This window comes from Streptomyces sp. NPDC057616, assembly GCF_042800575.1.
Taxonomy (GTDB): domain Bacteria; phylum Actinomycetota; class Actinomycetes; order Streptomycetales; family Streptomycetaceae; genus Streptomyces.
In genome coordinates this window covers 68,728-91,194 of record NZ_JBHVGU010000005.1, presented here as the reverse complement: position 1 = coordinate 91,194, position 22,467 = coordinate 68,728, and the positions used below count along the sequence as shown (strand labels likewise).

Genomic DNA, 22,467 nt, shown 5'->3' with positions numbered 1-22,467 from the left:
GGGGTCCAGGGGCCGGCCGGAGGTTCCTCACCAGGTCCTCCGGCCGGACTCCCGTCAGACCTCTTCGACGCTGCTCGGCTCGCGCCGGGACAGGTCGATGCCAAGCTCTTCCGCAGCGCGGAAGACGTCCTCGTCGGTGTCGCGCATCTCGATGGACATACCGTCCGAGGACAGCACCTCCACGTTGAGGCACAGGGACTGCATCTCCTTGATGAGCACCTTGAAGGACTCGGGGATGCCGGGCTCGGGGATGTTCTCGCCCTTGACGATGGCCTCGTAGACCTTCACGCGGCCGGTGACGTCGTCGGACTTGATGGTCAGCAGCTCCTGGAGGGCGTATGCGGCGCCGTATGCCTCCAGCGCCCACACCTCCATCTCGCCGAACCGCTGGCCACCGAACTGGGCCTTACCACCCAGCGGCTGCTGGGTGATCATCGAGTACGGACCGGTCGAACGGGCGTGCAGCTTGTCGTCGACCAGGTGGTGCAGCTTCAGGATGTACATGTAGCCGACCGAGATCGGGTCCGGGAACGGCTCACCGCTACGGCCGTCGAACAGCCGCGCCTTACCGGTCGGGAGCACCATGCGCTCGCCGTCGCGGTTCGGGATGGTGTGCTGCAGCAGACCCGCGAGCTCGTCCTCGCGCGCACCGTCGAAGACGGGGGTCGCGACGTTCGTGCCCGGGTCGACCTGGTCGGCGCCGATCACCTGGAGGCGCTGCGCCCACTCCTCCGCGAGGCCGGAGACGTCCCAGCCGCGACTGGCGAGCCAGCCGAGGTGGATCTCCAGGACCTGTCCCGGGTTCATTCGGGACGGGACACCCAGCGGGTTGAGGATGATGTCGACCGGGGTGCCGTCCTCCAGGAACGGCATGTCCTCGATCGGCAGGATCTTGGAGATGACACCCTTGTTGCCGTGGCGGCCGGCGAGCTTGTCACCGTCGGTGATCTTGCGCTTCTGCGCCACGTACACGCGCACCAGCTGGTTCACACCGGGGGGAAGCTCGTCGCCCTCCTCGCGGTCGAAGACGCGGACGCCGATGACCTTGCCGGTCTCGCCGTGCGGCACCTTCAGCGAGGTGTCACGGACCTCACGGGCCTTCTCACCGAAGATCGCGCGCAGCAGGCGCTCCTCCGGCGTCAGCTCGGTCTCGCCCTTCGGGGTCACCTTGCCGACGAGGATGTCGCCGGCGATGACCTCGGCGCCGATGCGGATGATGCCGCGCTCGTCGAGGTCGGCGAGGACCTCCTCGGAGACGTTCGGGATGTCCCGGGTGATCTCCTCGGGGCCGAGCTTGGTGTCACGGGCGTCGACCTCGTGCTCCTCGATGTGGATCGAGGAGAGGACGTCGTCCTGCACGAGGCGCTGCGACAGGATGATCGCGTCCTCGTAGTTGTGACCCTCCCACGGCATGAACGCCACGAGCAGGTTCTTGCCCAGCGCCATCTCGCCGTTCTCGGTGGCCGGACCGTCGGCCAGGACCTGGCCCTCGATGATCCGGTCGCCCTCGTTGACGATGACCTTCTGGTTGACCGAGGTGCCCTGGTTGGAGCGGGCGAACTTGGCCAGGCGGTAGGTGATGTACGTGCCGTCGTCGTTGGCGGTGGTGATGTAGTCCGCGGAGACCTCCTGGACCACACCCGCCTTCTCGGCCTTGACCACGTCGCCGGCGTCGACGGCGGAGCGGTACTCCATGCCGGTGCCGACGAGCGGGGACTCGCTCTTGATCAGCGGCACGGCCTGACGCATCATGTTCGCGCCCATGAGGGCACGGTTGGCGTCGTCGTGCTCGAGGAACGGGATCATGGCGGTCGCGACCGACACCATCTGGCGCGGCGAGACGTCCATGTAGTCCACGTCGTCACCGGCGACGTAGTCGACCTCGCCGCCACGGCGGCGGACCAGCACGCGGTTCTCGGCGAACCGCATGTCGTCCGAGAGCGTGGCGTTGGCCTGCGCGATGACGAACCGGTCCTCCTCGTCGGCGGTCAGGTAGTCCACCTCGTCGGTGACCTGGCCGTCGACGACCTTGCGGTACGGGGTCTCGACGAAACCGAACGCGTTGACGCGGCCGTAGGAGGCGAGCGAGCCGATCAGACCGATGTTCGGGCCTTCAGGGGTCTCGATCGGGCACATGCGGCCGTAGTGCGAGGGGTGCACGTCACGGACCTCGAAGCCGGCCCGCTCACGGGAGAGACCACCCGGGCCAAGGGCCGACAGGCGGCGCTTGTGGGTGAGACCCGACAGCGGGTTGTTCTGGTCCATGAACTGCGACAGCTGGCTGGTGCCGAAGAACTCCTTGATGGAGGCGACGACCGGCCGGATGTTGATCAGGGTCTGCGGCGTGATCGCCTCGACGTCCTGCGTGGTCATGCGCTCGCGGACGACGCGCTCCATACGAGCCAGACCCGTGCGGACCTGGTTCTGGATGAGTTCGCCGACGCTGCGCAGACGACGGTTGCCGAAGTGGTCGATGTCGTCGGTCTCGACGACGATGTTCGTGCCGCTGTCACCGGTGGTCTCGGTCTCGCCGGCGTGCAGCTTCACCAGGTACTTGATCGTCGAGATGATGTCCTCGACGGTCAGGATGCCCGCGTCCAGCGGAGCGTCCGCACCCAGCTTCTTGTTGACCTTGTAGCGGCCGACCTTGGCGAGGTCGTAGCGCTTGGGGTTGAAGTACAGGTTCTCCAGCAGCGTCTGCGCGGCCTCACGCGTGGGGGGCTCGCCCGGGCGCAGCTTGCGGTAGATGTCGAGCAGCGCGTCGTCCTGGCCCTGGGTGTGGTCCTTCTCCAGGGTGGCGCGCATCGACTCGTACTCGCCGAACTCCTCGAGGATCTGCTCGGTGGTCCAGCCGAGAGCCTTCAGGAGCACGGTGACGGACTGCTTGCGCTTGCGGTCGATGCGGACACCGACCATGTCGCGCTTGTCGATCTCCATCTCCAGCCAGGCACCCCGGGACGGGATGATCTTGGCCGAGAAGATGTCCTTGTCGGACGTCTTGTCGATGGAGGAGTCGAAGTAGACACCCGGCGAACGGACCAGCTGCGACACCACGACACGCTCGGTGCCGTTGATGACGAAGGTGCCCTTGTTGGTCATGAGCGGGAAGTCGCCCATGAAGACCGTCTGGGACTTGATCTCGCCGGTCTCGTTGTTGGTGAACTCCGCCGTGACGAAGAGCGGGGCCGCGTACGTGAAGTCGCGCTCCTTGCACTCGTCGATGCTGTTCTTCGGCGGTTCGAAACGGTGGTCGCGGAACGTCAGCGACATCGACCCGGAGAAGTCCTCGATCGGGGAGATCTCCTCGAAGATCTCCTCCAGACCGGACTTGGTGGGGACGTCCTGACCGGACTCCAGAGCCTCCTCGACCCGACTCTGCCAGGCGGTGTTGCCGAGCAGCCAGTCAAAGCTCTCGGTCTGCAGCGCGAGCAGGTTGGGAACCTCGAGAGGCTCCTTGATCTTTGCAAAGGAGATGCGCAGCGGGGCGGTGCTGGCGCCGTTGTTCGTATTCGCGGTCGAGGCATTGCGCGAGGCGGCCAAGAGGGGGTCCTTCCGAGGGCTCGGACTCACTACGCGCGTACCGGTCCCTCTCCGGCGCACAGAGACAGATTTCCCTGAATCGGCTTTTTGGCCAGGTCAGGGACGGTCTGTTCGTCGGTGCTGAGGCGAGGGCAGACCCCTGGTGACGGGCAGGGGACAGCTAACAGGCAGCGCAAAGGGTCAGTGTAGCCACTTGGCACACTGATGTCCAGCCCCGATTTTCTGTGACCCTCGTTGTCCTCAACGCCCTCGGCATGCCTGCCCTCGATGCACGTTGATACTGCCCTCTTCGTCGCCGATCCATGCCTCGGATTCGGATCCTTGTGACGACGCGTCCTGAGAATTGCGCGCTGCGTGCGGTTCGTCAAGGCCCCCATGGCCCAAACCACATGCCACCTGGGGTGCTTGGAGGCACGACGAAGATCACCATACTCCGCACACCCACCGGTGCAAGGCAGCCGCCGCCCGACGCCCGGGAACGCCGAAGAGCGACCACCCGGATGGATGATCGCTCTTTCGCGCTCAGGCGTTACAGGCTCGGTGAGCCCAAAAGGTCTTACTTGACCTCGACCGAGGCGCCGGCGCCCTTGAGGGACTCGGCGGCCTTCTCGGCGGCGTCCTTGGCGACCTTCTCGAGAACGGGCTTCGGGGCGCCGTCCACGAGGTCCTTGGCCTCCTTCAGACCCAGGGAGGTCAGCTCACGCACGACCTTGATGACCTGGATCTTCTTGTCGCCGGCGCCGGTGAGGATGACGTCGAACTCGTCCTTCTCCTCCTCGGCCGGGGCAGCAGCGCCGGGGGCACCCGGGGCGGCAACGGCGACGGCCGCGGCGGCGGCGGTGACGTCGAACTTCTCCTCGAACGCCTTCACGAACTCGGAGAGCTGGATGAGGGTCATGCCCTCGAACTCGGCGAGCAGTTCGTCCTGGGTGAGAGCCACGATGGCTTTCCTTCCACTAATTCGGCTGGTGCCGGATGTACATGTCTGGCGGGCGTACGTTCGGCCCGCTACGACCGCTTCCTCGGGCGCGAGGCCTCAGGCGGCGGTCATGTCGCGAGCCGAGTTACTCGGCACCGCCCTGCTCGTCCTGCTTGGCGCGAAGCGCGTCCACGGTGCGGACGAGCTTCGACGGGAGCGCCTGGAAGACCTGAGCAGCCTGCGTCTGCTTGCCCTTCAGGGCGCCCGCCAGCTTGGCGAGCAGAACCTCGCGGGACTCGAGGTCCGCAAGCTTCTTGATCTCGTCGGCGGACAGCGCCTTGCCGTCAAGGACACCGCCCTTGATGACGAGATTCGGGTTGTCCTTGGCGAAGTCACGAAGACCCTTCGCCGACTCCACCGGGTCACCGGTGACGAAGGCGACCGCCGTCGGACCGTTGAACAGGTCGTCGAGCGTCGTGATCCCGGCCTCGTTGGCCGCAATCTTGGTCAGCGTGTTCTTCACCACGGCGTACTGGGCGTTCTCACCGAGCGAACGACGCAGCGTCTTCAGCTGCGCCACGGTGAGACCCCGGTACTCGGTCAGCACGGCGGCGTTCGAGCTGCGGAACTGCTCCGTCAGCTCGGCCACCGCGGCAGCCTTGTCGGGCCTTGCCATAAGCGTCGGCCTCCTTCCGGGTGATGAGACCGCTCGGAAGGGGGCTGGGACAAACGAAACGCCCCGGCGCAGGCGCACGGGGCGTAGCTCGACCGGCATCCCCCTGGAGAGGGGCGGTCCGGGAGCACTTCCACAGTCACCTGCGCGGGTCGTCCGCGGTTCAGCGGATCCTTCGGCCACCGCGCCCTCTTGCGAGCGCACGGCAACGACCAGCGGTCTTTGGCTTCTGTAGGAGAGTACGTGACCGGCTCACCGTCAGGCAAATCCGGTCCTACGGGGCTCAGCCGCTCTGGGCCTGCTTCATCATCTCGGCCAGGTCGGCGGTGTCCTTGGCGGGCGGGGCCGTGACGGTCACCGGCTTGTTGTAGTCGAGGAAGAGGATGGTCATGTCCATCGGGCCCTTGTCGGCCTCACCGCGCATCCGGAACTGCTTGGTGTGGTCGTCGCCGTCGATCCACATGTCCATGGTCATCGAGTCGATGCCCATCTTCTCGTACTGCTGCAGGCTCTTCTCGCGCTGCTCGCGGACGGTCTTGCTCTCGTCCTTGAGGGAGGCCTTGAGGTCGGCGACGGTGACCGTGCCCTTGTAGTGGGTGGTCTTGACGCCCCCGACGGTCTCGGTGCCGACCTTCTTCACGTCCTTGGAGCCGGTGAGGAAGGTGGACTCGCTGGCCGGGTTCTTGTCGGCCTGGCCGGCGCCGAGCTGGTCCGCGTTCATCTCCTTGTCCGCGCCGAGCGCGGACATGTCGAACTTGATCCAGGTCTTGCCGTCCATCTCCTTGGCCATGTCGGCGTTCCCGCCGATGTACATGGCCTTGTCGACGAGGCGGATCTCGACCGGGCCGTCGGTGGCCTGGCCCTTCACCGTCATCTTCATGCTCATGGCCAGCGGCTTCATGCTCATCGCCGCCTCGCCGGAGACCTGCCCCTCACCGGGGACCTTGCCGGTCATCCGGTAGCGCAGCGACGTGATGTCCTCGGTGTTCTTGGCGGCCTTGGCGACGGCCGCGGCGGGCGTCATCGCCGGCGACTGCCCGGCCTTGTCGTCCTTCTGACAGGCGACCGCTCCCCCGGCGAGCAGCACGGCGGCGAGGCCGGCCCCCATCGCTCTGCGACGCACCGGACCACGAACGGCAGACTCCATCGATTCCCCCCAAAGGAATGCATGGCTGATACACAGTAAGGACGCGAGCCTAGCCCCAAGAGGTGGCAAAGGTCATCCCAATTCCCATGCGTATCTTGCGGACCATGCGCACCGGTGGGCTCAGGAACCACTGCCGTTGAGTTCCTGCTTCTTCAGCAGCTGGCGGAAGTCCTCGGTGTCGCCGGCCGGCGGGCGCTCGGCGGACGCCTTCACGCCGTAGTCGCTGTAGTAGGCGGTCTGGCTGTACTCGCCGGCCGACATCCGGCCCTTCTCGACCTTCTTGACCAGCAGGTCCTTGCCGTCGACCCAGATGTCCACGGTCTCCGTGGTGACCCCGGCCTGGGTGAGCTGCTTCTTCAGGCCGGCGAGCTGGCTCGCGGAGAGGCTGGAGTTCTTGCCGGCCAGGTCGGCGACGTCCACCGTGCCCGAGTAGTGCGTGGTGTCCACGCCGCGCACCTGCTCGCTGCCGACCTTCCTGACGTCCCCGGAGGCGAGCAGCAGCTTCACCGACTGGTTGGGGGTCGTGTTCTGCATCTGGTCCTTGAGGTAGGCGCCGGAGCTGCCGCCGAGGGCGGCCAGGTCGTCGTAGCCGTACCGGATCCAGTGCTTGCCGCCCGCCTGCTGGGCGAATCGGTCGCCCATCTTCGCGTAGTAGGCGTCGGGCAGATAGCGGGCCTGCATCGACGTGGTGCCGAGCCGGCGCATGGTGTCGGCCATGGAGCCGCCGGTGTACGTGATGGTGAGGTTGCCGGTGAGTCCGTCGGCCCAGCCGAGGGCGCCGTCGGCCTTCATGGCCATCAGGGAGCCCATGGTGGTCGTCGACTCGACCTTGGCGGAGTCGGCGCCGTCGGTGGTCCTCTCGGCGCTGCGCAGCGCCGCCACCGGGCTCACGTGGGTCGCGCCCTTGCCGGACGCCTTGTCGTCCTTGCCGCCCGCGGAGGAGTCCGAGGAGCTGCAGGCCGCCAGCCCCGACAGCGCGGTCAACACCGCGACGGCAAGGCCCACTTGACGCGCTGTCGTGCTCTTCATCCGTCCCCACCCCTATGCGGTCGCTGTGTCTGCACGCTAACGCAGGGCACAGACACGTATCAGGAAAAGGGACGGGCCCCGCACCTCGAAAGGTTGCGGGGCCCGCGGGAAACTCGCGTACGCGCGACTGCCGTCAGGATCAGACGGCGGCCGGGTCCTCCTCGACGAGGAGGTTGCGGGTGCGGTTCGGGTCGACCGGGATGCCGGGGCCCATGGTGGTGGAGACCGCGGCCTTCTTGATGTAGCGACCCTTGGCGGCGGACGGCTTCAGACGGAGGATCTCCTCCAGCGCGGCGCCGTAGTTCTCCACCAGCTTGTCGTCCTCGAAGGACGTCTTGCCGATGATGAAGTGCAGGTTCGAGTGCTTGTCGACGCGGAACTCGATCTTGCCGCCCTTGATGTCGTTGACGGCCTTCGTCACGTCCGGGGTCACGGTGCCGGTCTTGGGGTTCGGCATGAGACCACGGGGACCGAGCACGCGGCCGAGGCGGCCGACCTTGCCCATGAGGTCCGGGGTGGCGACGACGGCGTCGAAGTCCAGGCGGCCCTTCGAGACCTCGTCGATCAGCTCGTCGGCGCCGACGATGTCGGCGCCCGCGGCACGCGCGGCCTCGGCACGGTCACCGGTCGCGAAGACCAGGACCCGGGCGGTCTTGCCGGTGCCGTGCGGAAGGTTCACGGTGCCACGGACCATCTGGTCGGCCTTGCGCGGGTCGACACCCAGGCGGAAGGCGACCTCGACGGTGCCGTCGAACTTGGTCGTGGAGGTCTCCTTGGCGAGACGGACGGCCTCGAGCGGGGCGTAGAGCTTGTCCCGGTCGATCTTCTCGTCCGCAGCGCGGAGAGACTTGCTGCGCTTGCTCACTGCTTCTCCTGGTGATTCTTTAGGAGTCGTGGTCCGGGCCGAGCAGGCCCCGCCACTTCTGCTGGTTTACGGGGGGGTGGGGCTCAGCCCTCGACCGTGACGCCCATGGAACGCGCGGTGCCGGCGATGATCTTCGCGGCGGCGTCCAGGTCGTTGGCGTTGAGGTCGGGGAGCTTGGTGGTGGCGATCTCGCGGACCTGCGCCTCGGTGATCTTGGCGACCTTGGTCTTGTGCGGCTCGCCGGAGCCCTTCTCGATGCCCGCGGCCTTGAGGATCATCTTGGCGGCCGGCGGCGTCTTGGTGATGAAGGTGAAGGAGCGGTCCTCGTAGACCGTGATCTCCACCGGGATCACCCAGCCACGCTGCGACTCGGTCGCGGCGTTGTACGCCTTGCAGAACTCCATGATGTTGACGCCGTGCTGACCCAGCGCGGGGCCGACCGGCGGGGCCGGGTTGGCGGCACCGGCCTGGATCTGGAGCTTGATGAGCCCCGTGACCTTCTTCTTCTTGGGAGGCATTGCTCTCCGGGTCCTTTCGGTTCGGGTCCTGCCCGCCTCCGGGGACCACCCGGATGCAGGCATACCGCACAACGATAACGGGTATGGTTGCGCGGCCAAAAACCGAGCAGGTCAGGCACGCTGCGAACAGCCCGCCTGACCTGGTCGGAAGCTCTTCTCCGGAAGAAGCTAGTTCTTCTGGATCTGGTCGAAGGAGAGCTCGACCGGCGTCTCGCGGCCGAAGATCTCCACCAGGCCCTTGACCTTCTTCGAGTCGGGGTTGATCTCGTTGATGGTCGCCTGGAGCGTGGCGAAGGGGCCGTCGGTGACGGTGACCGAGTCGCCGACCTCGAAGTCCAGCACCTGGACCTCGACCTTGCGCTGCGGAGCCGGCTTGCCCTCGGCCTCGGCGGCCTCGCGGGCGGCCTTCTCCTCGGCCTCCGGGGCGAGCATCTTGACGATCTCGTCCAGGGTCAGCGGGTAGGGGTCGTAGGCGTTGCCCACGAAGCCGGTGACGCCGGGGGTGTTGCGGACGACGCCCCAGGACTCGTTCGTCAGGTCCATGCGGACCAGGACGTAGCCCGGGAGCTTGTTCTGCTTGATCGTCTTGCGGTCGCCGTTCTTGATCTGGACGACCTCTTCCTGCGGCACCTCGGCCTGGAAGATGTAGTCCTCGACGTTCAGCGAGACGGCGCGCTGCTCCAGGTTGGTCTTCACGCGGTTCTCGTAGCCGGCGTAGGTGTGGATGACGTACCACTCGCCCGGCAGGGTGCGAAGTTCCTCGCGGAGGGCCACGACGGGGTCGACCGGCTCGGTCTCCTCCTCGACGGCCTCGTCCGCGGCCTCTTCGTCGGCGCCCTCGTCCTCGGCGGCCTCCTGCTCGTCCACGACCTGGAGGGCGGCCTCCTCGGCGGGCTCGCCCGCCTCGGCCTCGGCAGCCTCGAACTCGTCCTGCTCGTCCGCGCCCTCGACGATGTCCAGCTCGTCGTCCACGGACTGGTCCGGCTCGATGGCGTCGTCGTTCAGGTTCGTGTCAGACACGGTGGCTGCTTCTTCCTGGATACATAGGGGTGGAACATGCGAAAGGGGCGCCGGGTACCTCGGCGCCCTTCGCTCTCGGCTCAGCCGAAGACGTACTTGGCCGCGTGGTTGAGTCCATAGTCAATCACGGTGACCAGGCCGATCATGATGACGACGAAGACGATCACCACGGTGGTGTACGTCGTCAGCTGGTTACGCGTGGGCCAGACGACCTTGCGGAGCTCGGCGACGACCTGGCGGTAGAAGAGGGCAAGCCGCTTGAGCGGACCCTTCTTGGCCCGCTTGCCGCCCTTGCGGGCCTTCTTCGGCTCCTGCGCCTCGTCCTGGGCGTCAGGCGTGTCGATGGAGCCCACGGCGTCCGCCATTCGTCCTCACCTGTTCCCGGGTCGTGGCCGTGCCGCGCCCGGTCTGAGCCGCACGGCGTTGCATTGCTGTACGTACATGCGCACACCTGGCAATGGTGTGTGTAGCAGGGCCGGAGGGACTTGAACCCCCAACCGCCGGTTTTGGAGACCGGTGCTCTACCAATTGAGCTACGACCCTTTGCGTGTCCCCCAACGTACCGCATCCGGACGGGTGCTCGGTGTGCACCGCCCGCGGCGCGGCAGCTGATGGCCAACGAGGTGAGAGTGTACGTGGTCGGAAGCGCCCCGTCGAACAGAAAGCGCCCGTGGGGGCCTTGGGGAGCGGGATGGCCGGGAAAGGGACGGAAGATCACCCAGGCCATGGGTGGATTCCGGACGGGTGTTCAATGACCGACCCGTGGATGTTCAGTCTGTGAAACCCGCGTGCCGCCCCGGTTTCCGGTCTGAAACGATGGGACCCATGAGCGCTGCAACCCCTCCCACCGAGCGCCGGGTCTCCGCCCGAGTCGGCGCGATCTCCGAGTCCGCCACCCTCGCCGTGGACGCCAAGGCGAAGGCCCTCAAGGCCGCCGGGCGTCCGGTGATCGGCTTCGGCGCCGGTGAGCCCGACTTCCCGACCCCCGACTACATCGTCGAGGCCGCGATCGAGGCCTGCCGTACGCCGAAGTACCACCGGTACACGCCGGCCGGCGGTCTGCCCGAGCTGAAGGCCGCGATCGCCGCGAAGACGCTGCGCGACTCCGGCTACGAGGTCGAGGCGTCCCAGATCCTGGTGACCAACGGCGGCAAGCAGGCCATCTACGAGGCCTTCGCCGCGATCCTCGACCCGGGCGACGAGGTCATCGTGCCGGCGCCGTACTGGACGACGTACCCGGAGTCGATCCGCCTGGCCGGCGGTGTCCCGGTGGAGGTCGTCGCGGACGAGACGACCGGCTACCGCGTCTCCGTCGAGCAGCTGGAGGCGGCGCGCACGGAGAACACGAAGGTCCTCCTCTTCGTCTCCCCCTCCAACCCGACGGGCGCCGTCTACACCCGTGAGCAGATCGAGGAGATCGGCCGCTGGGCCGCCGACAAGGGCCTGTGGGTCCTGACGGACGAGATCTACGAGCACCTGGTGTACGGGGACGCGGAGTTCCACTCCCTGCCGGTGGTCGTGCCGGAGCTCGCCGACAAGACGATCGTGGTCAACGGCGTCGCGAAGACGTACGCCATGACGGGCTGGCGCGTGGGCTGGGTCATCGGCCCGAAGGACGTGGTCAAGGCCGCGACCAACCTGCAGTCGCACGCCACCTCGAACGTCTCGAACGTGGCCCAGGTGGCCGCCCTGGCCGCCGTCTCCGGCGGCCTGGAGGCGGTGGCGAAGATGCGCGAGGCGTTCGACCGCCGGCGCAGGACGATCGTGCGGATGCTCAACGAGATCGACGGCGTGCTCTGCCCGGAGCCCGAGGGCGCCTTCTACGCGTACCCGTCGGTCAAGGGCCTGCTCGGCAAGGAGATCCGCGGCAAGCGCCCGCAGGACACGGTCGAGCTCGCCGCGCTGATCCTGGAGGAGGCCGAGGTCGCGGTCGTCCCGGGCGAGGCGTTCGGTACGCCCGGCTACCTGCGGCTGTCGTACGCCCTGGGTGACGAGGACCTCGTCGAGGGCGTCAGCCGGATCCAGAAGCTGCTGGCGGAGGCGAAGGCCTGACGTCCGCGTCCCGCAGGGGCCGACGCGCCGGTTTCGGTGCGTCGGCCCCTGTTTCTTTGTGCGAGCAAGACCACGTACGGGGAATCCGCTACCGGGACGGCAGGGGCGTACGGCAGGATCCTGGAATGGAGCGTGTACGTGATGTCTCTGAGCTGCCGAAGGCCCATCTGCATCTGCATTTCACCGGGTCGATGCGGCCCACCACCGTCCTGGAGCTGGCCGACAAGTACGGCGTACGGCTGCCCGAGACCCTGACCGAGGCGCTGACCAGCGGGGAGCCGCCGAAGCTGCGGGCGACGGACGAGCGGGGCTGGTTCCGCTTCCAGCGGCTGTACGACGCCGCGCGCTCGTGCCTGCGGCAGCCGGAGGACATCCAGCGCCTGGTGCGGGAGGCCGCGGAGGAGGATGTGCGGGACGGCTCGGGCTGGCTGGAGATCCAGGTGGACCCGACGTCGTACGCGCCCCGTCTGGGCGGTCTGATCCCGGCGCTGGAGATCATCCTGGACGCGGTGGAGACGACCATGCGCGACACGGGCCTGGGCATGCGGGTGCTGGTCGCCGCGAACCGTATGAAGCATCCGCTGGACGCCCGCACGCTGGCCCGGCTGGCCGTGCGGTACGCGGAGCGCGGGGTGGTCGGCTTCGGCCTGTCGAACGACGAACGCCGGGGCATGGCACGGGATTTCGACCGGGCGTTCGCGATCGCCCGGGAGGCCGGGCTGCTGTCGGCCCCGCACGGCGGCGAGCTGGCCGGTCCCGCCTCGGTCCGCGACTGCCTGGACGACCTGAGCGCCCACCGCATCGGGCACGGTGTGCGGGCCGCGGAGGACCCGCGGCTGCTGGAGCGTCTGGCGCGCAAGGGCGTGACGTGCGAGGTGTGCCCCGCCTCGAACGTGGCCCTGGGCGTGTACGAGAAGCCGGAGGACGTGCCGCTGCGGACGTTCCTGGAGGCCGGGGTCCCGATGGCGCTCGGCGCCGACGACCCCCTGCTGTTCGGCTCCCGGCTGGCCGCCCAGTACGACATCGCGCGACGCCACCACGGCTTCTCGGACGAGGAGCTGGCGGAGGTGGCCCGCCAGTCGGTACGGGCCTCGGCGGCGCCGGAGGACGTGCAGAGGAAGCTGCTCTCGGGCGTCGACGACTGGCTCAGTGCCCCGGTCGCCTGAAGTGGGCGTAGGGCGGGTACGGCTTGAAGCAGATCAGCACCTCGACGGGGTGCCCGCCGCCGGGCGGCTGGATCAGGTCCGGGAGGGCGGACATCAGCGCCGACTGCCCGGTGTGGACGCGTTTGTGGCGCGGTCCCCAGCCCGCCGCGTGGGCCAGGTTCGTGGCCGCCTCGGCGAAGACTCCCCGGCTGCCGAACAGGAAGAGCGTGCGGGCGTGTGTGGTGTGCCGCAACTCCTCCCGGAAGTCCGCCCGTTCGTACCGACTGCGCCATGACGCGGCGTCCCGGGCGGTGCGCGCCTCGTCGGTGCGGGCGGTCAGGGGCACGCCCTGGCGCAGCTTCCGGCGCAGCTCGGGCCACCTGCTGTGGCGCAGGCCGGACGTGGGGTGGGCCAGGACCAGGTCGACGGGCTCGCCCCAGCCCTCGTCGGCCGGGATCCCGTCGCGCAGCGGCACATGGACGATCGTGTGGCGCGAGCAGGCGGCGAAGGCGAACAGGCCGGCGAGCCGGCTGAGCCCGTCGTGGTCGCCCAGCAGCAGACCGATCGGATCGGGTGCGCTCAGCGAGGTGTGCCGCAGGGTCCGCCGCGGCTGCACCACCCGGTGCTCGTGCGGCCCGAGCCGGGGGCGGAACTCCTGCAGCCTCAGACGCACGGGGCCAACGGGGCGCTTGGGGAGCATGGAGCGGTACGGCCGGGCGGCGCGACGGGGTGTGTCATGCCCCCAGCGTTCCGGTCGGGCGCGGTCCTCGGCAACGGAGATTCCGGCGGCCGGCGTCCGGGCGGGACAGCGGGCGAAGTCGTCGACCGGCGCGGCGCGGCCCCGCGCGGCTCGGCTCCCTACAGGCTGACCCCGACCGTCACCGGCTCGTTGACCAGTGTGATGCCGAAGGTGTCCTGGACGCCGGTGACGACCTCGCGGGCGAGGGTGAGCAGGTCCTCGGTGGTGGCCGCGCCCCGGTTGGTCAGGGCGAGGGTGTGCTTGGTGGAGATGCGGGCGGGGCCGGTGCCGTAGCCCTTGGTGAAGCCCGCCTTGTCGATCAGCCAGGCGGCTGAGGTCTTGGTGCGGCCCTCCCCGGCCGGGTACGCGGGCGGCTGCACGCCGTCGCCGAGGCGCTCGCGCACGCGCGCGTGGAACGCGGCGAACTGTGCGTCCGTGAGGATCGGGTTGGTGAAGAAGGAACCGGCCGACCAGGTGTCGTGGTCCTCGGGGTCCAGGACCATGCCCTTGCCGGAACGCAGCTTGAGGACGGTCTCGCGGGCCGCGGCCAGCGGCACGCGGTCGCCGGGTTCGACACCGAGGGCGCGGGCCGTCTCGGCGTACCTGATCGGACCGGAGAGGCCGTCCGCGTCCTCCAGCTCGAAGCGGACGCGCAGCACGACGTACCGCTCGGGGTCGGACTTGAAGCGGCTGTGGCGGTAGGAGAAGGCGCACTCGGCGTTCGGGATCGTCACCGTCTCGCGGGTGCGACGGTCGTAGGCGACGACCTCGGTGATGGTGGCGGAGACCTCCTGGCCGTACGCCCCCACGTTCTGGATCGGGGTCGCGCCCGCCGAGCCGGGGATGCCGGCCAGGCACTCGATGCCGGCGAGGCCCGCCTCCACGGTGCGTGCGACGGCGTCGGTCCACACCTCACCGGCGGCCAGCTCCACGCGCGTGCCGCTCCGCTCGAAACCCTTGGTGGCGACGACGAGCGCGGTGCCCGCGAAGCCCTTGTCGCCGATGACCAGGTTCGAGCCGCCGCCGATCACCAGCAGCGGAGTGCCGGTGTCGTCGGCCTCGCGGACGGCGGCGATCACCTCGGCGTCGGTCGTCGCGGTGAGCAGCCGGGTGGCGGGGCCGCCCAGCCGGAAGGTGGTCAGCGGGGCGAGAGGGGCGTCGTGGAGTTCCTGCACGCGCTCAAGACTACGAGACGCCTCCGACAGCTCCGGCAGCCCCGGCGGCGCCCACCCCGGCGGGTCGGCCACGCGCGCGTACGGCCCCGCCGGGGTGGACGGGGCCGTACGCGCGCGTGCTCAGCTCAGGCTTGGAGGGGCAGGGTGGGCACGGTTCCTCCGCCGGGTCGGACGGTCGGACGGTCGGTCAGGGCGGGGCGAGTCGGCCGGGTGGGTCGGTCAGGTCGAGGGGTCCAGGGGGTCGAGGGGGCGAGGGTCAGTGGGACGTCGTCTGGAGCACCGGCTCCGGCTCCGCCGTCCCTCCCGCGGTCGTCGCGAGGTGTGCGGCGCGCCGGGTCGGGATCAGCAGGGCCGCGACGCCGGCGATCGCGACGACCGCGGAGCCGGTCACCAGTGCGGGCTTCAGCCCGTCGACGAAGGCCTGGCCGGACTCGTAGCCGCCCTGTGCCGAGAAGATCGACGACATGATCGCGATGCCGAGTGCGCCGCCGACCTCGCGCAGGGCGTTGTTGGCGCCGGAGGCGATGCCCTGTTCCTTGGGCAGGACGCTGGACATGACCAGGTTGGCCGCCGGGGCGAAGTACAGCGCCATGCCGATGCCGCTCAGGATCAGGCCGGGCAGCTGGGCGGCGTAGGAGACGCCGGTGCTCGCCACGGTGGCGATCCAGCCGAGGCCCGCGGCCTGCAGGAAGAGTCCGGTGGCGACGACGGGCCGGCCGCCGATGCGGTCGGAGAGGATGCCGGCGATCGGTGCGACGATCATCGGCATGCCGGTCCAGGGCAGCATCCTGAGGCCCGCCTCGGTGGGCGAGTAGCCGAGGACGCCCTGCATGAACTGGCTGAGCAGGAAGATCGAGCCGAACATCCCGAGGAACATCAGCAGGCTCGCGGCGTTGATCCCGGAGAAGGCGCGGGAGCGGAACAGCCGCATCGGGAGCATCGGGTTCTTGGCGCGCAGGCTGTAGAGGACGAAGCCGAGCAGCAGCGTCGATCCGGCGAACAGGCCGGTCATCACCAGCGGGCTGGTCCAGCCGTCGGCGGGCCCGCGGACCAGGCCGTAGACGATGCCGAAGAGGCCGCCGCTGGCGAGCAGGGTGCCGGGGGCGTCGAGCGGGGCGCCGGTGCCGTGGGACTCGGCGAGGCGCAGCCGGGCGAGCGGCAGCAGGGCGACGCCCAGCGGGACGTTCAGCCAGAAGATCCAGTGCCAGGAGACGTGCTCGGTGAGGCTGCCGCCGATCAGCGGTCCGGAGGCCACGGCGAGGCCGTTGACGGCGCCCCATATCCCGTACGCCATCCCGCGCTTGGCGGCGGGCACGGCGGCGGTCAGCAGGGTGAGCGTCAGGGGCATCATGATGGCCGCGCCGACGCCCTGGACGGCGCGGGCGGCGATCAGCGAGTCGATCGCGGTGGCCATGGCCGCGGCGGCGGAGGCGCCGGTGAAGACGGTGAGGCCGACGAGGAACATCCGGCGGCGGCCGAAGCGGTCGCCGAGCGCGGCGCCGAACATCAGCAGGACGGCGAAGGTGAGGGTGTACGCGCTCACCGTCCACTCCAGGTCGCCCAGCGCCCCGCCGAGGTCCTTGCGGATGGAGGGCAGGGCGGTGGTGACGACGAGGTTGTCGAGCGCCGCCATGAAACCGGCGACGCTGGTGATGACGAGGGCCCAGACGGTTCCCCCGCGACGTGCGGTCTGCTGTGACATCGCTCCCCCAGCGGGTGAGTCGGCCGCTGCTGCGGTCAGTTCGGTCGGTGAGTTCGGTCGGCCGGTGTGGTCGGCCGGCTTGGTTAGTTAGTGATGACTAATTTTCACGGACATGGAAAGGCGCCTGCGACGCCTTCCGCGTGGGCTACTTCCCCAGCCGGCCGTTGAGCCGCGCCTCCGGGAACAGCCCCTCCCAGACCCGGTGCTCGGGCGGAAAGCCCATCGCCACCAGGCAGTTGATGAGCATTCCGTACGCCATGAACGTCGTCGTCCCCTCGACGTCCGCGCCGAGCGGCAGATGAACCGTGTCCCACAGCCGCATCCAGCCCGCCCGCACCTCCTCGCCGAGTTCGTGGTCGCCGGCCTGCTCGGCGGCGGCCACGGTGACGTACATCTGCATCTGCATCAGCAGCCGCTCGGGCCGCTCCGCGATGACCTTGGTGTACGCGTTCGCCATGGACATCAGGGCCTCTTCGCCCTCCAGCCCCTCGGCGGCCTCCTCGAACGTGCGGATGGTGTCCTGCATGCACCGCTGGGCCACCGCAAGGAAGAGCGCCTTCTTGCCCGGGAAGAGCCGGAAGAGATACGGCTGCGAGACCCCGACACGCTTGGCGATCGCCTCGGTCGAGGTGCCGTGGTAGCCGCCGCGGGCGAACTCGGTGGTCGCCGCGCGGATGACGCTCTCACGCCTCTCTTCTGCACTCATCCTGGCCATGCAGGTAAGTTATTACTCAATCACTAACTACGTCAAGGGCTCCCGGAACATCCCCCTACCTTCGGCCGTTGTCGCAGGTAGGGGGCTTCACACCAGTAAGGGGCGCCCCACAGTGGAGGACGCCCCTTACCCAGCTCGCACTCTGCCGCTCAGGCCAGCCGCACGACCGCCCGCGACATCCCCAGCACCTTCTGGCCGCCGCTGGTCGCGACGAGGTCCACGCGGACCGTGTTGTCGTCGAGCTTGGCGGCGACCTTGCCGCCGACCTCGATCGTGGCGCCCTGGTCGTCGTTCGGGACGACGACGGGCCTGGTGAAGCGGACGCCGTACTCGACGACCGCGCCCGGGTCGCCGGCCCAGTCGGTGACCACGCGGACCGCCTCGGCCATGGTGAACATGCCGTGCGCGATGACGTCCGGCAGCCCGACCTCCTTGGCGAACTTCTCGTTCCAGTGGATCGGGTTGAAGTCCCCGGAGGCGCCCGCGTACCGGACGAGCGTGGCGCGGGTCACGGTGAAGGTCTGGGCGGGCAGTTCGGTGCCGACCTCGACGCCGTCGTAAGCGATCTTCGCCGTCATCGGTTCCTCACGCCTCCTCTGCCGCACGGGCGACCAGCTTCGTCCAGGCGGTGACGACGTGCTCGCCCGCCTCGTCGTGGACCTCGCCGCGGATGTCCACGATCTCGTTGCCGGCCATGGACTTGACGGCCTCGATGGTGGAGGTGACGGTCAGCCGGTCCCCGGCGCGCACCGGACGGACGTAGCTGAACTTCTGGTCGCCGTGCACGACGCGGCTGTAGTCCAGGCCGAGTTGCGGGTCCTCGACGACCTGTCCGGCGGCCTTGAACGTGATGGCGAAGACGAAGGTCGGCGGGGCGATCACGTCGGGGTGGCCGAGGGCCTTGGCGGCCTCCGGGTCCGTGTAGGCCGGGTTGGGGTCCCCCACCGCTTCCGCGAACTCGCGGATCTTCTCCCGGCCCACCTCGTAGGGCTCGGTGGGCGGGTAGCTCCGCCCCACGAAGGACTGGTCGAGCGCCATGGCTCGGCACCTCCTGGTGTCTGCCTGTCGATGTCCGGCTGGTGCCGGGGTCCGGTCGGGCCGTAGGCCGGTCGCAAGAGCTGCCGGGCGAGCAGCACGTGCCGTCGACCGATCAGCAACTGCGTCCGCCCGACCGGCAACAGCCTCCGGCCGGTCGGCAACTGCTCCCGCCCGGTCAGTCATTGCTACCATCCGGCCGCCAGTGGCCGTCGGTCGCCCCATGGTTACTCACGGTCGATCCGTGGCGGACCGGAACCGGGCGGCAACCAGGGCCGAAACGACGCGAGGCCGCCCCCCGACTGCGGGGGGCGGCCTCGCGAACGAGCCTGATTTATCGCGTCTCGCGGTGCGCGGTGTGCGCGTTGCAACGCGGGCAGTGCTTCTTCATCTCAAGACGGTCCGGGTTGTTACGCCGGTTCTTCTTGGTGATGTAGTTCCGCTCCTTGCACTCCACGCAGGCCAGCGTGATCTTCGGGCGGACGTCGGTGGCAGCCACGTGAGTGCTCCTTGACGAACGGATGGAAAGGGATTAACGCATAGAAGAGTAGCCGATCGAAGGACCGACCCCGCAATCGGCTACTGTCAGTAGCGGTGACCGGACTTGAACCGGTGACACAGCGATTATGAGCCGCTTGCTCTACCGACTGAGCTACACCGCTGTGATGCGATCCGTTCCCGCCTTGCGACGGGAACCTCACACACCAGAGCCCCAATGCGGAATCGAACCGCAGACCTTCTCCTTACCATGGAGACGCTCTACCGACTGAGCTATTGGGGCGAGCGATGAAGACATTACACGCTCCGCCGCCGTTCGCCCAAATCCGTTTCGCGGCCCCCGTCCCGGCCTGTTCCCGAGCCCGTCACGGCCCCCGCACAGGTCCGATTCCCCGCTCCCCCGCGGGCCGCTGCCGCCTGTGCCGTGCGGCGGACCACACCGGTACGACTATTGCGCTCCTCCCCGACACGGGCGGGCCGCCGTCCTAGGCTCGTCTCACTCTGCGTGATCTTGCGTTGTGCCGCACAGTCCCCGAGCACCTGGAGCGCGATGCCCGAGAGCCAGCCGCCGCCCCACTCGTGGTCCTCCTCCTCGGGCGCCTCGGGCAGTCCGGGTTCCCCCGGCCCGGGAGGCGATCCGTCCGCGCTGCTGCTGTGCGGGGCGCGGCTGACCGACGGCCGGACCGTGGACGTACGGCTGAGCGGCGGGCGTATCGAGGCGGTCGGGACGGCCGGCAGCCTGGTCGCGGGCGGGCCGCAGGGCAGCGGCACACGCGTGGACCTCACCGGCTATCTGCTGCTGCCGGCCCCGGCCGAGCCGCACGCCCATCTGGACACCGCGCTGTCGGCCGAGGGCGACGGCCCGGTGTCGTACGACTCCAAGGAGGTGCAGCGCCGGGCGACGGAGGCGGCGCTGCTTCAGTTGGGGCACGGGGCGACCGCACTGCGCGCGCACGTGCGCGTGGGCGACGTGCAGGGACTCGGGGCGCTCACCGCCGTACTGCAGGCGCGGCGTTCGCTGCGCGGGCTGACGGAGCTGACGACGGTGGCGATGCCGAGGGTGCTGACCGGCGTGGCCGGGGCGGACGGGCTGGCGATGCTGCGGGACGCGCTGAAGATGGGCGCCTCCGTGGTGGGCGGCTGCCCGGACCTGGACCCGGATCCGACGGGGTACGTGGAGACGGTCCTCGAGGTCGCCTCCGAGCACGGCTGCCCCGTCGACCTGCACACAGACGCCGCCGATCCGGCCCGGCTCGCCCGGCTCGTCGCGATGGCCGCCGGGCTGCGCCCCGGGGTGACGCTCGGGCCGTGCGGCGGTCTCGCCGGCCTGCCCGCCGGCCTGGTCCGGCGCACGGCCGACCAGCTCGCGGCGGCCGGGGTGACGGTGGCGTGCCTTCCGCAGGGCGGCTGCGACGGCTCCGACCTGCGCGAAACGGCTCCGGTACGGCTGCTGCGGACGGCCGGCGTACGGCTGGCCGCCGGCAGCGGCGCCCTGCGCGACCTGTCGAACCCGGTGGGGCGCGGGGACCCGCTGGAGGCGGCGTACCTGCTGGCCTCGCGGTACGGGTTGGGGCCCGAGGACGCCTACGACGCGGTGAGCTCGTCGGCGCGGGCCGTCATGGGGCTGCCCGAGGTGCGCGTCGAGGCCGGCTTCCCGGCCGAACTGCTGGCTCTGCGCGGCGACCGGCTGGCCGGGGCGCTGTCGCTGGCCTACAGCCGGATCGTGGTGCACCGGGGGCGGGTGGTGGCGCGGACGAGTGCGGTGCGGGAGTACTGCAACTCGGAGTCGGCGGCGACGGAGTTGGGGCTGCCTCGGCAGGGGCGGGGAAAGTTGTCGTGACGCGCGGGAGCGTGCGCGGGCGCACACGTTGAGTGCATGCGCGGGAGCGTGCGCGCCTGATGTGCGCTGCGCGTGCGCACCCTGAGCCGTGGCTCAAGTCGTGCGGCGGATGCGGTCGTCCGGGCGTACGGTCGGAGACATGCGCATTGTCATCGCTGGTGGTCATGGTCAGATCGCGCTGCGGCTGGAGCGGCTGCTCGCCGCGCGCGGAGACGAGGTGGCGGGCATCATCCGGCACGCCCAGCAGGGCGACGACCTGCGGGAAGCCGGTGCCGAACCGATTCTGCTCGATCTGGAGTCGGCCTCGGTCGAGGAGGTGGCGGCGCATCTGCGCGGCGCCGACGCGGCCGTCTTCGCGGCGGGCGCGGGCCCGGGCAGCGGGGCGTCCCGCAAGGACACGGTGGACAAGGGCGCGGCGATCCTGTTCGCGGACGCGGCGGTGCGGGCCGGCGTGCGGCGCCATGTGATCGTCTCGTCGATGGGCGCGGACCCCACGCACCAGGGGGACGACATCTTCGACGTGTACCTGCGCGCGAAGGGCGAGGCCGACGCGTACGTACGACGGCTCGACGCACTGGACGTGACGATCCTGCGCCCAGGAATGCTGACGAACGACGCCGGCACGGGTCTCGTACGGCTGGAGGCGCACACGGGCCGCGGCCCGATCCCGCGCGACGATGTGGCCGCCGTACTGGCGGAGTTGGTGGACAACGCGGCGACGGCTGGTCTGACGCTGGAACTGGTCAGCGGTTCGGCGCCGGTGTCCGTGGCGGTGAAGTCGGTCGCGGGGAACTAGTCGCGTCGCGCGGTTCTGCCGCGGGGAACCGGCCGCGTGGCCCGGTTCTTCAGAACAGGGGTAGCTGGCCCGGGATCTCGGGGACCACGTAGCCGTCCAACGACGGTTGTGCGGCGTCGGGTTGGGCCTGGCGGCGGGAGCCGGGACAGGAGAGCAGTACGCCGTTCTCGCGCGCGCCGGGTGGGTCGTGCCGTGCGAACCGGCCGGCCACGACGGCGATCTCGCGACGGCATTCGGGACAGCGTCTGCGACGAGTGGACATGGGGTCAGTGTGCCGTGGGCGAGGGTGTGTTGCGCGAGGGGCGCGTGGCGCGACCGAGCATCGTGTCGGAGCTCGTGGGGCTCGCTCGTGGGGCTCGCTCGTGGGGCTCGGTCGTGGGGCTCGTCGTCAGCCGATGTAGGGGAACGTCCGCGTCCAGTCCATCGCGTGGTCGATGCGCAGGCGCATGGTCGGGTGGATGTCCAGGCCGGGCAGGTCCTCCGGGGCGACCCAGCGGGCGGCGGGGGTCTCGCTGCTCGTGCGGAGTGTCCCGCCGGTGGGGCGCGCCCGGAAGCAGATGCTGAACTGCTGGCGGACCTCCCCGTCGTCGTAGCGCATGACGTGGCCGGGATCGGTGTAGAGACCGGAGAGGCCGACGACCTCGACGTCGATCCCGGTCTCCTCCCTGACCTCGCGCACCACCGTGTCGCTGATGGACTCCCCCACCTCGTGCCCGCCTCCCGGCAGTGCCCAGCGGCCGTTGTCGGAGCGCTGGACCATGAGCACGTATCCCGCACCGTTCTGCACGAACGCCACCACGGAGGGCACCACCGAGTTCGCCGGCGGGGCGGCGGGGTCGTACAGGTAGTCGATCCGTCCCATACCGGGCCACGTACCCCATTTCATCCGGGATACGACGCAACCGGCGGCGACCCGGGAGCACCCTGACGGCACCCCGGAGGCGGGCCGCCCGACCGCTCTTGCTTAAGTCAATCAACTGACTTAGCTTGGGCCTGTCGCGCACGTCCGTTGCCAGTGCGCCCATGACCGCAGCCAGTGCGGCTCCTGTCCGACGCCCG

General features: G+C 69.5%; 22 protein-coding genes and 3 tRNA genes. 4 read left to right on the top strand and 21 right to left on the bottom strand.

The genetic code is table 11. The annotated features are described in order from the left end of the window. Positions 1–54 precede the first annotated feature (54 nt). The 10 genes from rpoB to ACFU97_RS07430 all read right to left on the bottom strand — a co-directional run bounded on the left by rpoB (position 55) and on the right by ACFU97_RS07430 (position 10,254). Complete coding sequence (rpoB, locus tag ACFU97_RS07475) at positions 55–3,540, bottom strand: DNA-directed RNA polymerase subunit beta (RefSeq protein ID WP_384252206.1); 3,486 nt, start codon at positions 3,538–3,540, stop codon at positions 55–57. Between the two features lie 556 nt (positions 3,541–4,096). Then, a complete protein-coding gene (rplL, locus tag ACFU97_RS07470) occupies positions 4,097–4,483 on the bottom strand; it encodes a 50S ribosomal protein L7/L12 (protein ID WP_383666631.1) in 387 nt (128 codons plus the stop codon). A gap of 121 nt (positions 4,484–4,604) precedes the next feature. Then, entirely contained in the window at positions 4,605–5,135 is a 531-nt protein-coding gene (gene rplJ, locus ACFU97_RS07465) for a 50S ribosomal protein L10 (RefSeq protein ID WP_009330729.1), read from the bottom strand. Between the two features lie 280 nt (positions 5,136–5,415). After that, entirely contained in the window at positions 5,416–6,279 is an 864-nt protein-coding gene (locus tag ACFU97_RS07460) for a DUF1396 domain-containing protein (RefSeq protein WP_384252203.1), read from the bottom strand. A gap of 120 nt (positions 6,280–6,399) precedes the next feature. Next, on the bottom strand, positions 6,400–7,308 hold the full coding sequence (locus tag ACFU97_RS07455; RefSeq protein ID WP_384252201.1) for a hypothetical protein: 909 nt from the start codon (positions 7,306–7,308) through the stop codon (positions 6,400–6,402). Between the two features lie 139 nt (positions 7,309–7,447). Further along, positions 7,448–8,173 carry a 50S ribosomal protein L1 gene (gene rplA / locus ACFU97_RS07450; protein ID WP_384252199.1) on the bottom strand — a complete coding sequence of 242 codons (726 nt, stop codon included), beginning with the start codon at positions 8,171–8,173 and terminating at the stop codon, positions 7,448–7,450. Between the two features lie 83 nt (positions 8,174–8,256). Next, complete coding sequence (rplK, locus tag ACFU97_RS07445) at positions 8,257–8,691, bottom strand: 50S ribosomal protein L11 (protein ID WP_030317334.1); 435 nt, start codon at positions 8,689–8,691, stop codon at positions 8,257–8,259. Between the two features lie 168 nt (positions 8,692–8,859). After that, a complete protein-coding gene (gene nusG, locus ACFU97_RS07440; RefSeq protein ID WP_384252196.1) occupies positions 8,860–9,711 on the bottom strand; it encodes a transcription termination/antitermination protein NusG in 852 nt (283 codons plus the stop codon). Positions 9,712–9,791: 80 nt separating this feature from the next. Then, positions 9,792–10,076, bottom strand: a complete 285-nt coding sequence (gene secE, locus ACFU97_RS07435; protein ID WP_384252194.1) for a preprotein translocase subunit SecE — start codon at positions 10,074–10,076, stop codon at positions 9,792–9,794. 105 nt (positions 10,077–10,181) lie between these two features. Then, a tRNA-Trp gene (locus ACFU97_RS07430) sits at positions 10,182–10,254 on the bottom strand. A gap of 282 nt (positions 10,255–10,536) precedes the next feature. On the opposite strand from ACFU97_RS07430, the gene ACFU97_RS07425 reads away from it, so the two are divergent. Both ACFU97_RS07425 and ACFU97_RS07420 read left to right on the top strand, forming a co-directional pair. After that, positions 10,537–11,763, top strand: coding sequence for a pyridoxal phosphate-dependent aminotransferase (locus ACFU97_RS07425; RefSeq protein ID WP_384252192.1), 1,227 nt, complete (start codon positions 10,537–10,539; stop codon positions 11,761–11,763). A gap of 125 nt (positions 11,764–11,888) precedes the next feature. After that, positions 11,889–12,929 (top strand): adenosine deaminase, encoded by a 1,041-nt coding sequence (locus tag ACFU97_RS07420; RefSeq protein WP_384252190.1) that lies wholly within the window; start codon positions 11,889–11,891, stop codon positions 12,927–12,929. Here ACFU97_RS07420 and ACFU97_RS07415 read toward each other — a convergent pair. The 9 genes from ACFU97_RS07415 to ACFU97_RS07375 form a co-directional block, all read right to left on the bottom strand. Further along, on the bottom strand, positions 12,910–13,581 hold the full coding sequence (locus ACFU97_RS07415) for a hypothetical protein (protein WP_384252187.1): 672 nt from the start codon (positions 13,579–13,581) through the stop codon (positions 12,910–12,912). The genes ACFU97_RS07420 and ACFU97_RS07415 overlap by 20 nt on opposite strands. 185 nt (positions 13,582–13,766) lie before the next feature. Beyond that, positions 13,767–14,822 (bottom strand): UDP-N-acetylmuramate dehydrogenase, encoded by a 1,056-nt coding sequence (locus tag ACFU97_RS07410; protein WP_384252186.1) that lies wholly within the window; start codon positions 14,820–14,822, stop codon positions 13,767–13,769. A gap of 256 nt (positions 14,823–15,078) precedes the next feature. Further along, complete coding sequence (locus tag ACFU97_RS07405) at positions 15,079–16,524, bottom strand: DHA2 family efflux MFS transporter permease subunit (RefSeq protein WP_384252183.1); 1,446 nt, start codon at positions 16,522–16,524, stop codon at positions 15,079–15,081. Between the two features lie 145 nt (positions 16,525–16,669). Next, positions 16,670–17,239 (bottom strand): TetR/AcrR family transcriptional regulator, encoded by a 570-nt coding sequence (locus tag ACFU97_RS07400; RefSeq protein WP_384252181.1) that lies wholly within the window; start codon positions 17,237–17,239, stop codon positions 16,670–16,672. Positions 17,240–17,388: 149 nt separating this feature from the next. Beyond that, positions 17,389–17,817 carry a MaoC family dehydratase gene (locus ACFU97_RS07395; RefSeq protein ID WP_384252179.1) on the bottom strand — a complete coding sequence of 143 codons (429 nt, stop codon included), beginning with the start codon at positions 17,815–17,817 and terminating at the stop codon, positions 17,389–17,391. 7 nt (positions 17,818–17,824) lie between these two features. Next, a complete protein-coding gene (locus ACFU97_RS07390; RefSeq protein WP_384252177.1) occupies positions 17,825–18,277 on the bottom strand; it encodes a MaoC family dehydratase N-terminal domain-containing protein in 453 nt (150 codons plus the stop codon). A 331-nt stretch (positions 18,278–18,608) separates the two neighbouring features. After that, positions 18,609–18,773, bottom strand: coding sequence for a 50S ribosomal protein L33 (gene rpmG / locus ACFU97_RS07385; protein WP_003948671.1), 165 nt, complete (start codon positions 18,771–18,773; stop codon positions 18,609–18,611). A gap of 90 nt (positions 18,774–18,863) precedes the next feature. Continuing rightward, a tRNA-Met gene (locus ACFU97_RS07380) sits at positions 18,864–18,936 on the bottom strand. A 46-nt stretch (positions 18,937–18,982) separates the two neighbouring features. Then, a tRNA-Thr gene (locus tag ACFU97_RS07375) sits at positions 18,983–19,055 on the bottom strand. 267 nt (positions 19,056–19,322) lie between these two features. Here ACFU97_RS07375 and ACFU97_RS07370 point away from each other — a divergent pair. Together ACFU97_RS07370 and ACFU97_RS07365 are read left to right on the top strand one after the other, a co-directional pair. Next, the gene (locus ACFU97_RS07370) at positions 19,323–20,612 is read left to right on the top strand and encodes an amidohydrolase family protein (RefSeq protein WP_384252174.1); all 1,290 of its coding nucleotides are present in this window, start codon (positions 19,323–19,325) and stop codon (positions 20,610–20,612) included. Positions 20,613–20,751: 139 nt separating this feature from the next. After that, positions 20,752–21,408, top strand: coding sequence for an NAD(P)H-binding protein (locus ACFU97_RS07365; RefSeq protein ID WP_384252172.1), 657 nt, complete (start codon positions 20,752–20,754; stop codon positions 21,406–21,408). Between the two features lie 49 nt (positions 21,409–21,457). On the opposite strand, the gene ACFU97_RS07360 is transcribed toward ACFU97_RS07365, so the two are convergent. Next, a complete protein-coding gene (locus ACFU97_RS07360) occupies positions 21,458–21,670 on the bottom strand; it encodes a hypothetical protein (RefSeq protein WP_384252169.1) in 213 nt (70 codons plus the stop codon). 126 nt (positions 21,671–21,796) lie between these two features. Further along, positions 21,797–22,270 carry an NUDIX hydrolase gene (locus ACFU97_RS07355; protein ID WP_384252166.1) on the bottom strand — a complete coding sequence of 158 codons (474 nt, stop codon included), beginning with the start codon at positions 22,268–22,270 and terminating at the stop codon, positions 21,797–21,799. Between the last annotated feature and the right edge of the window lie 197 nt (positions 22,271–22,467).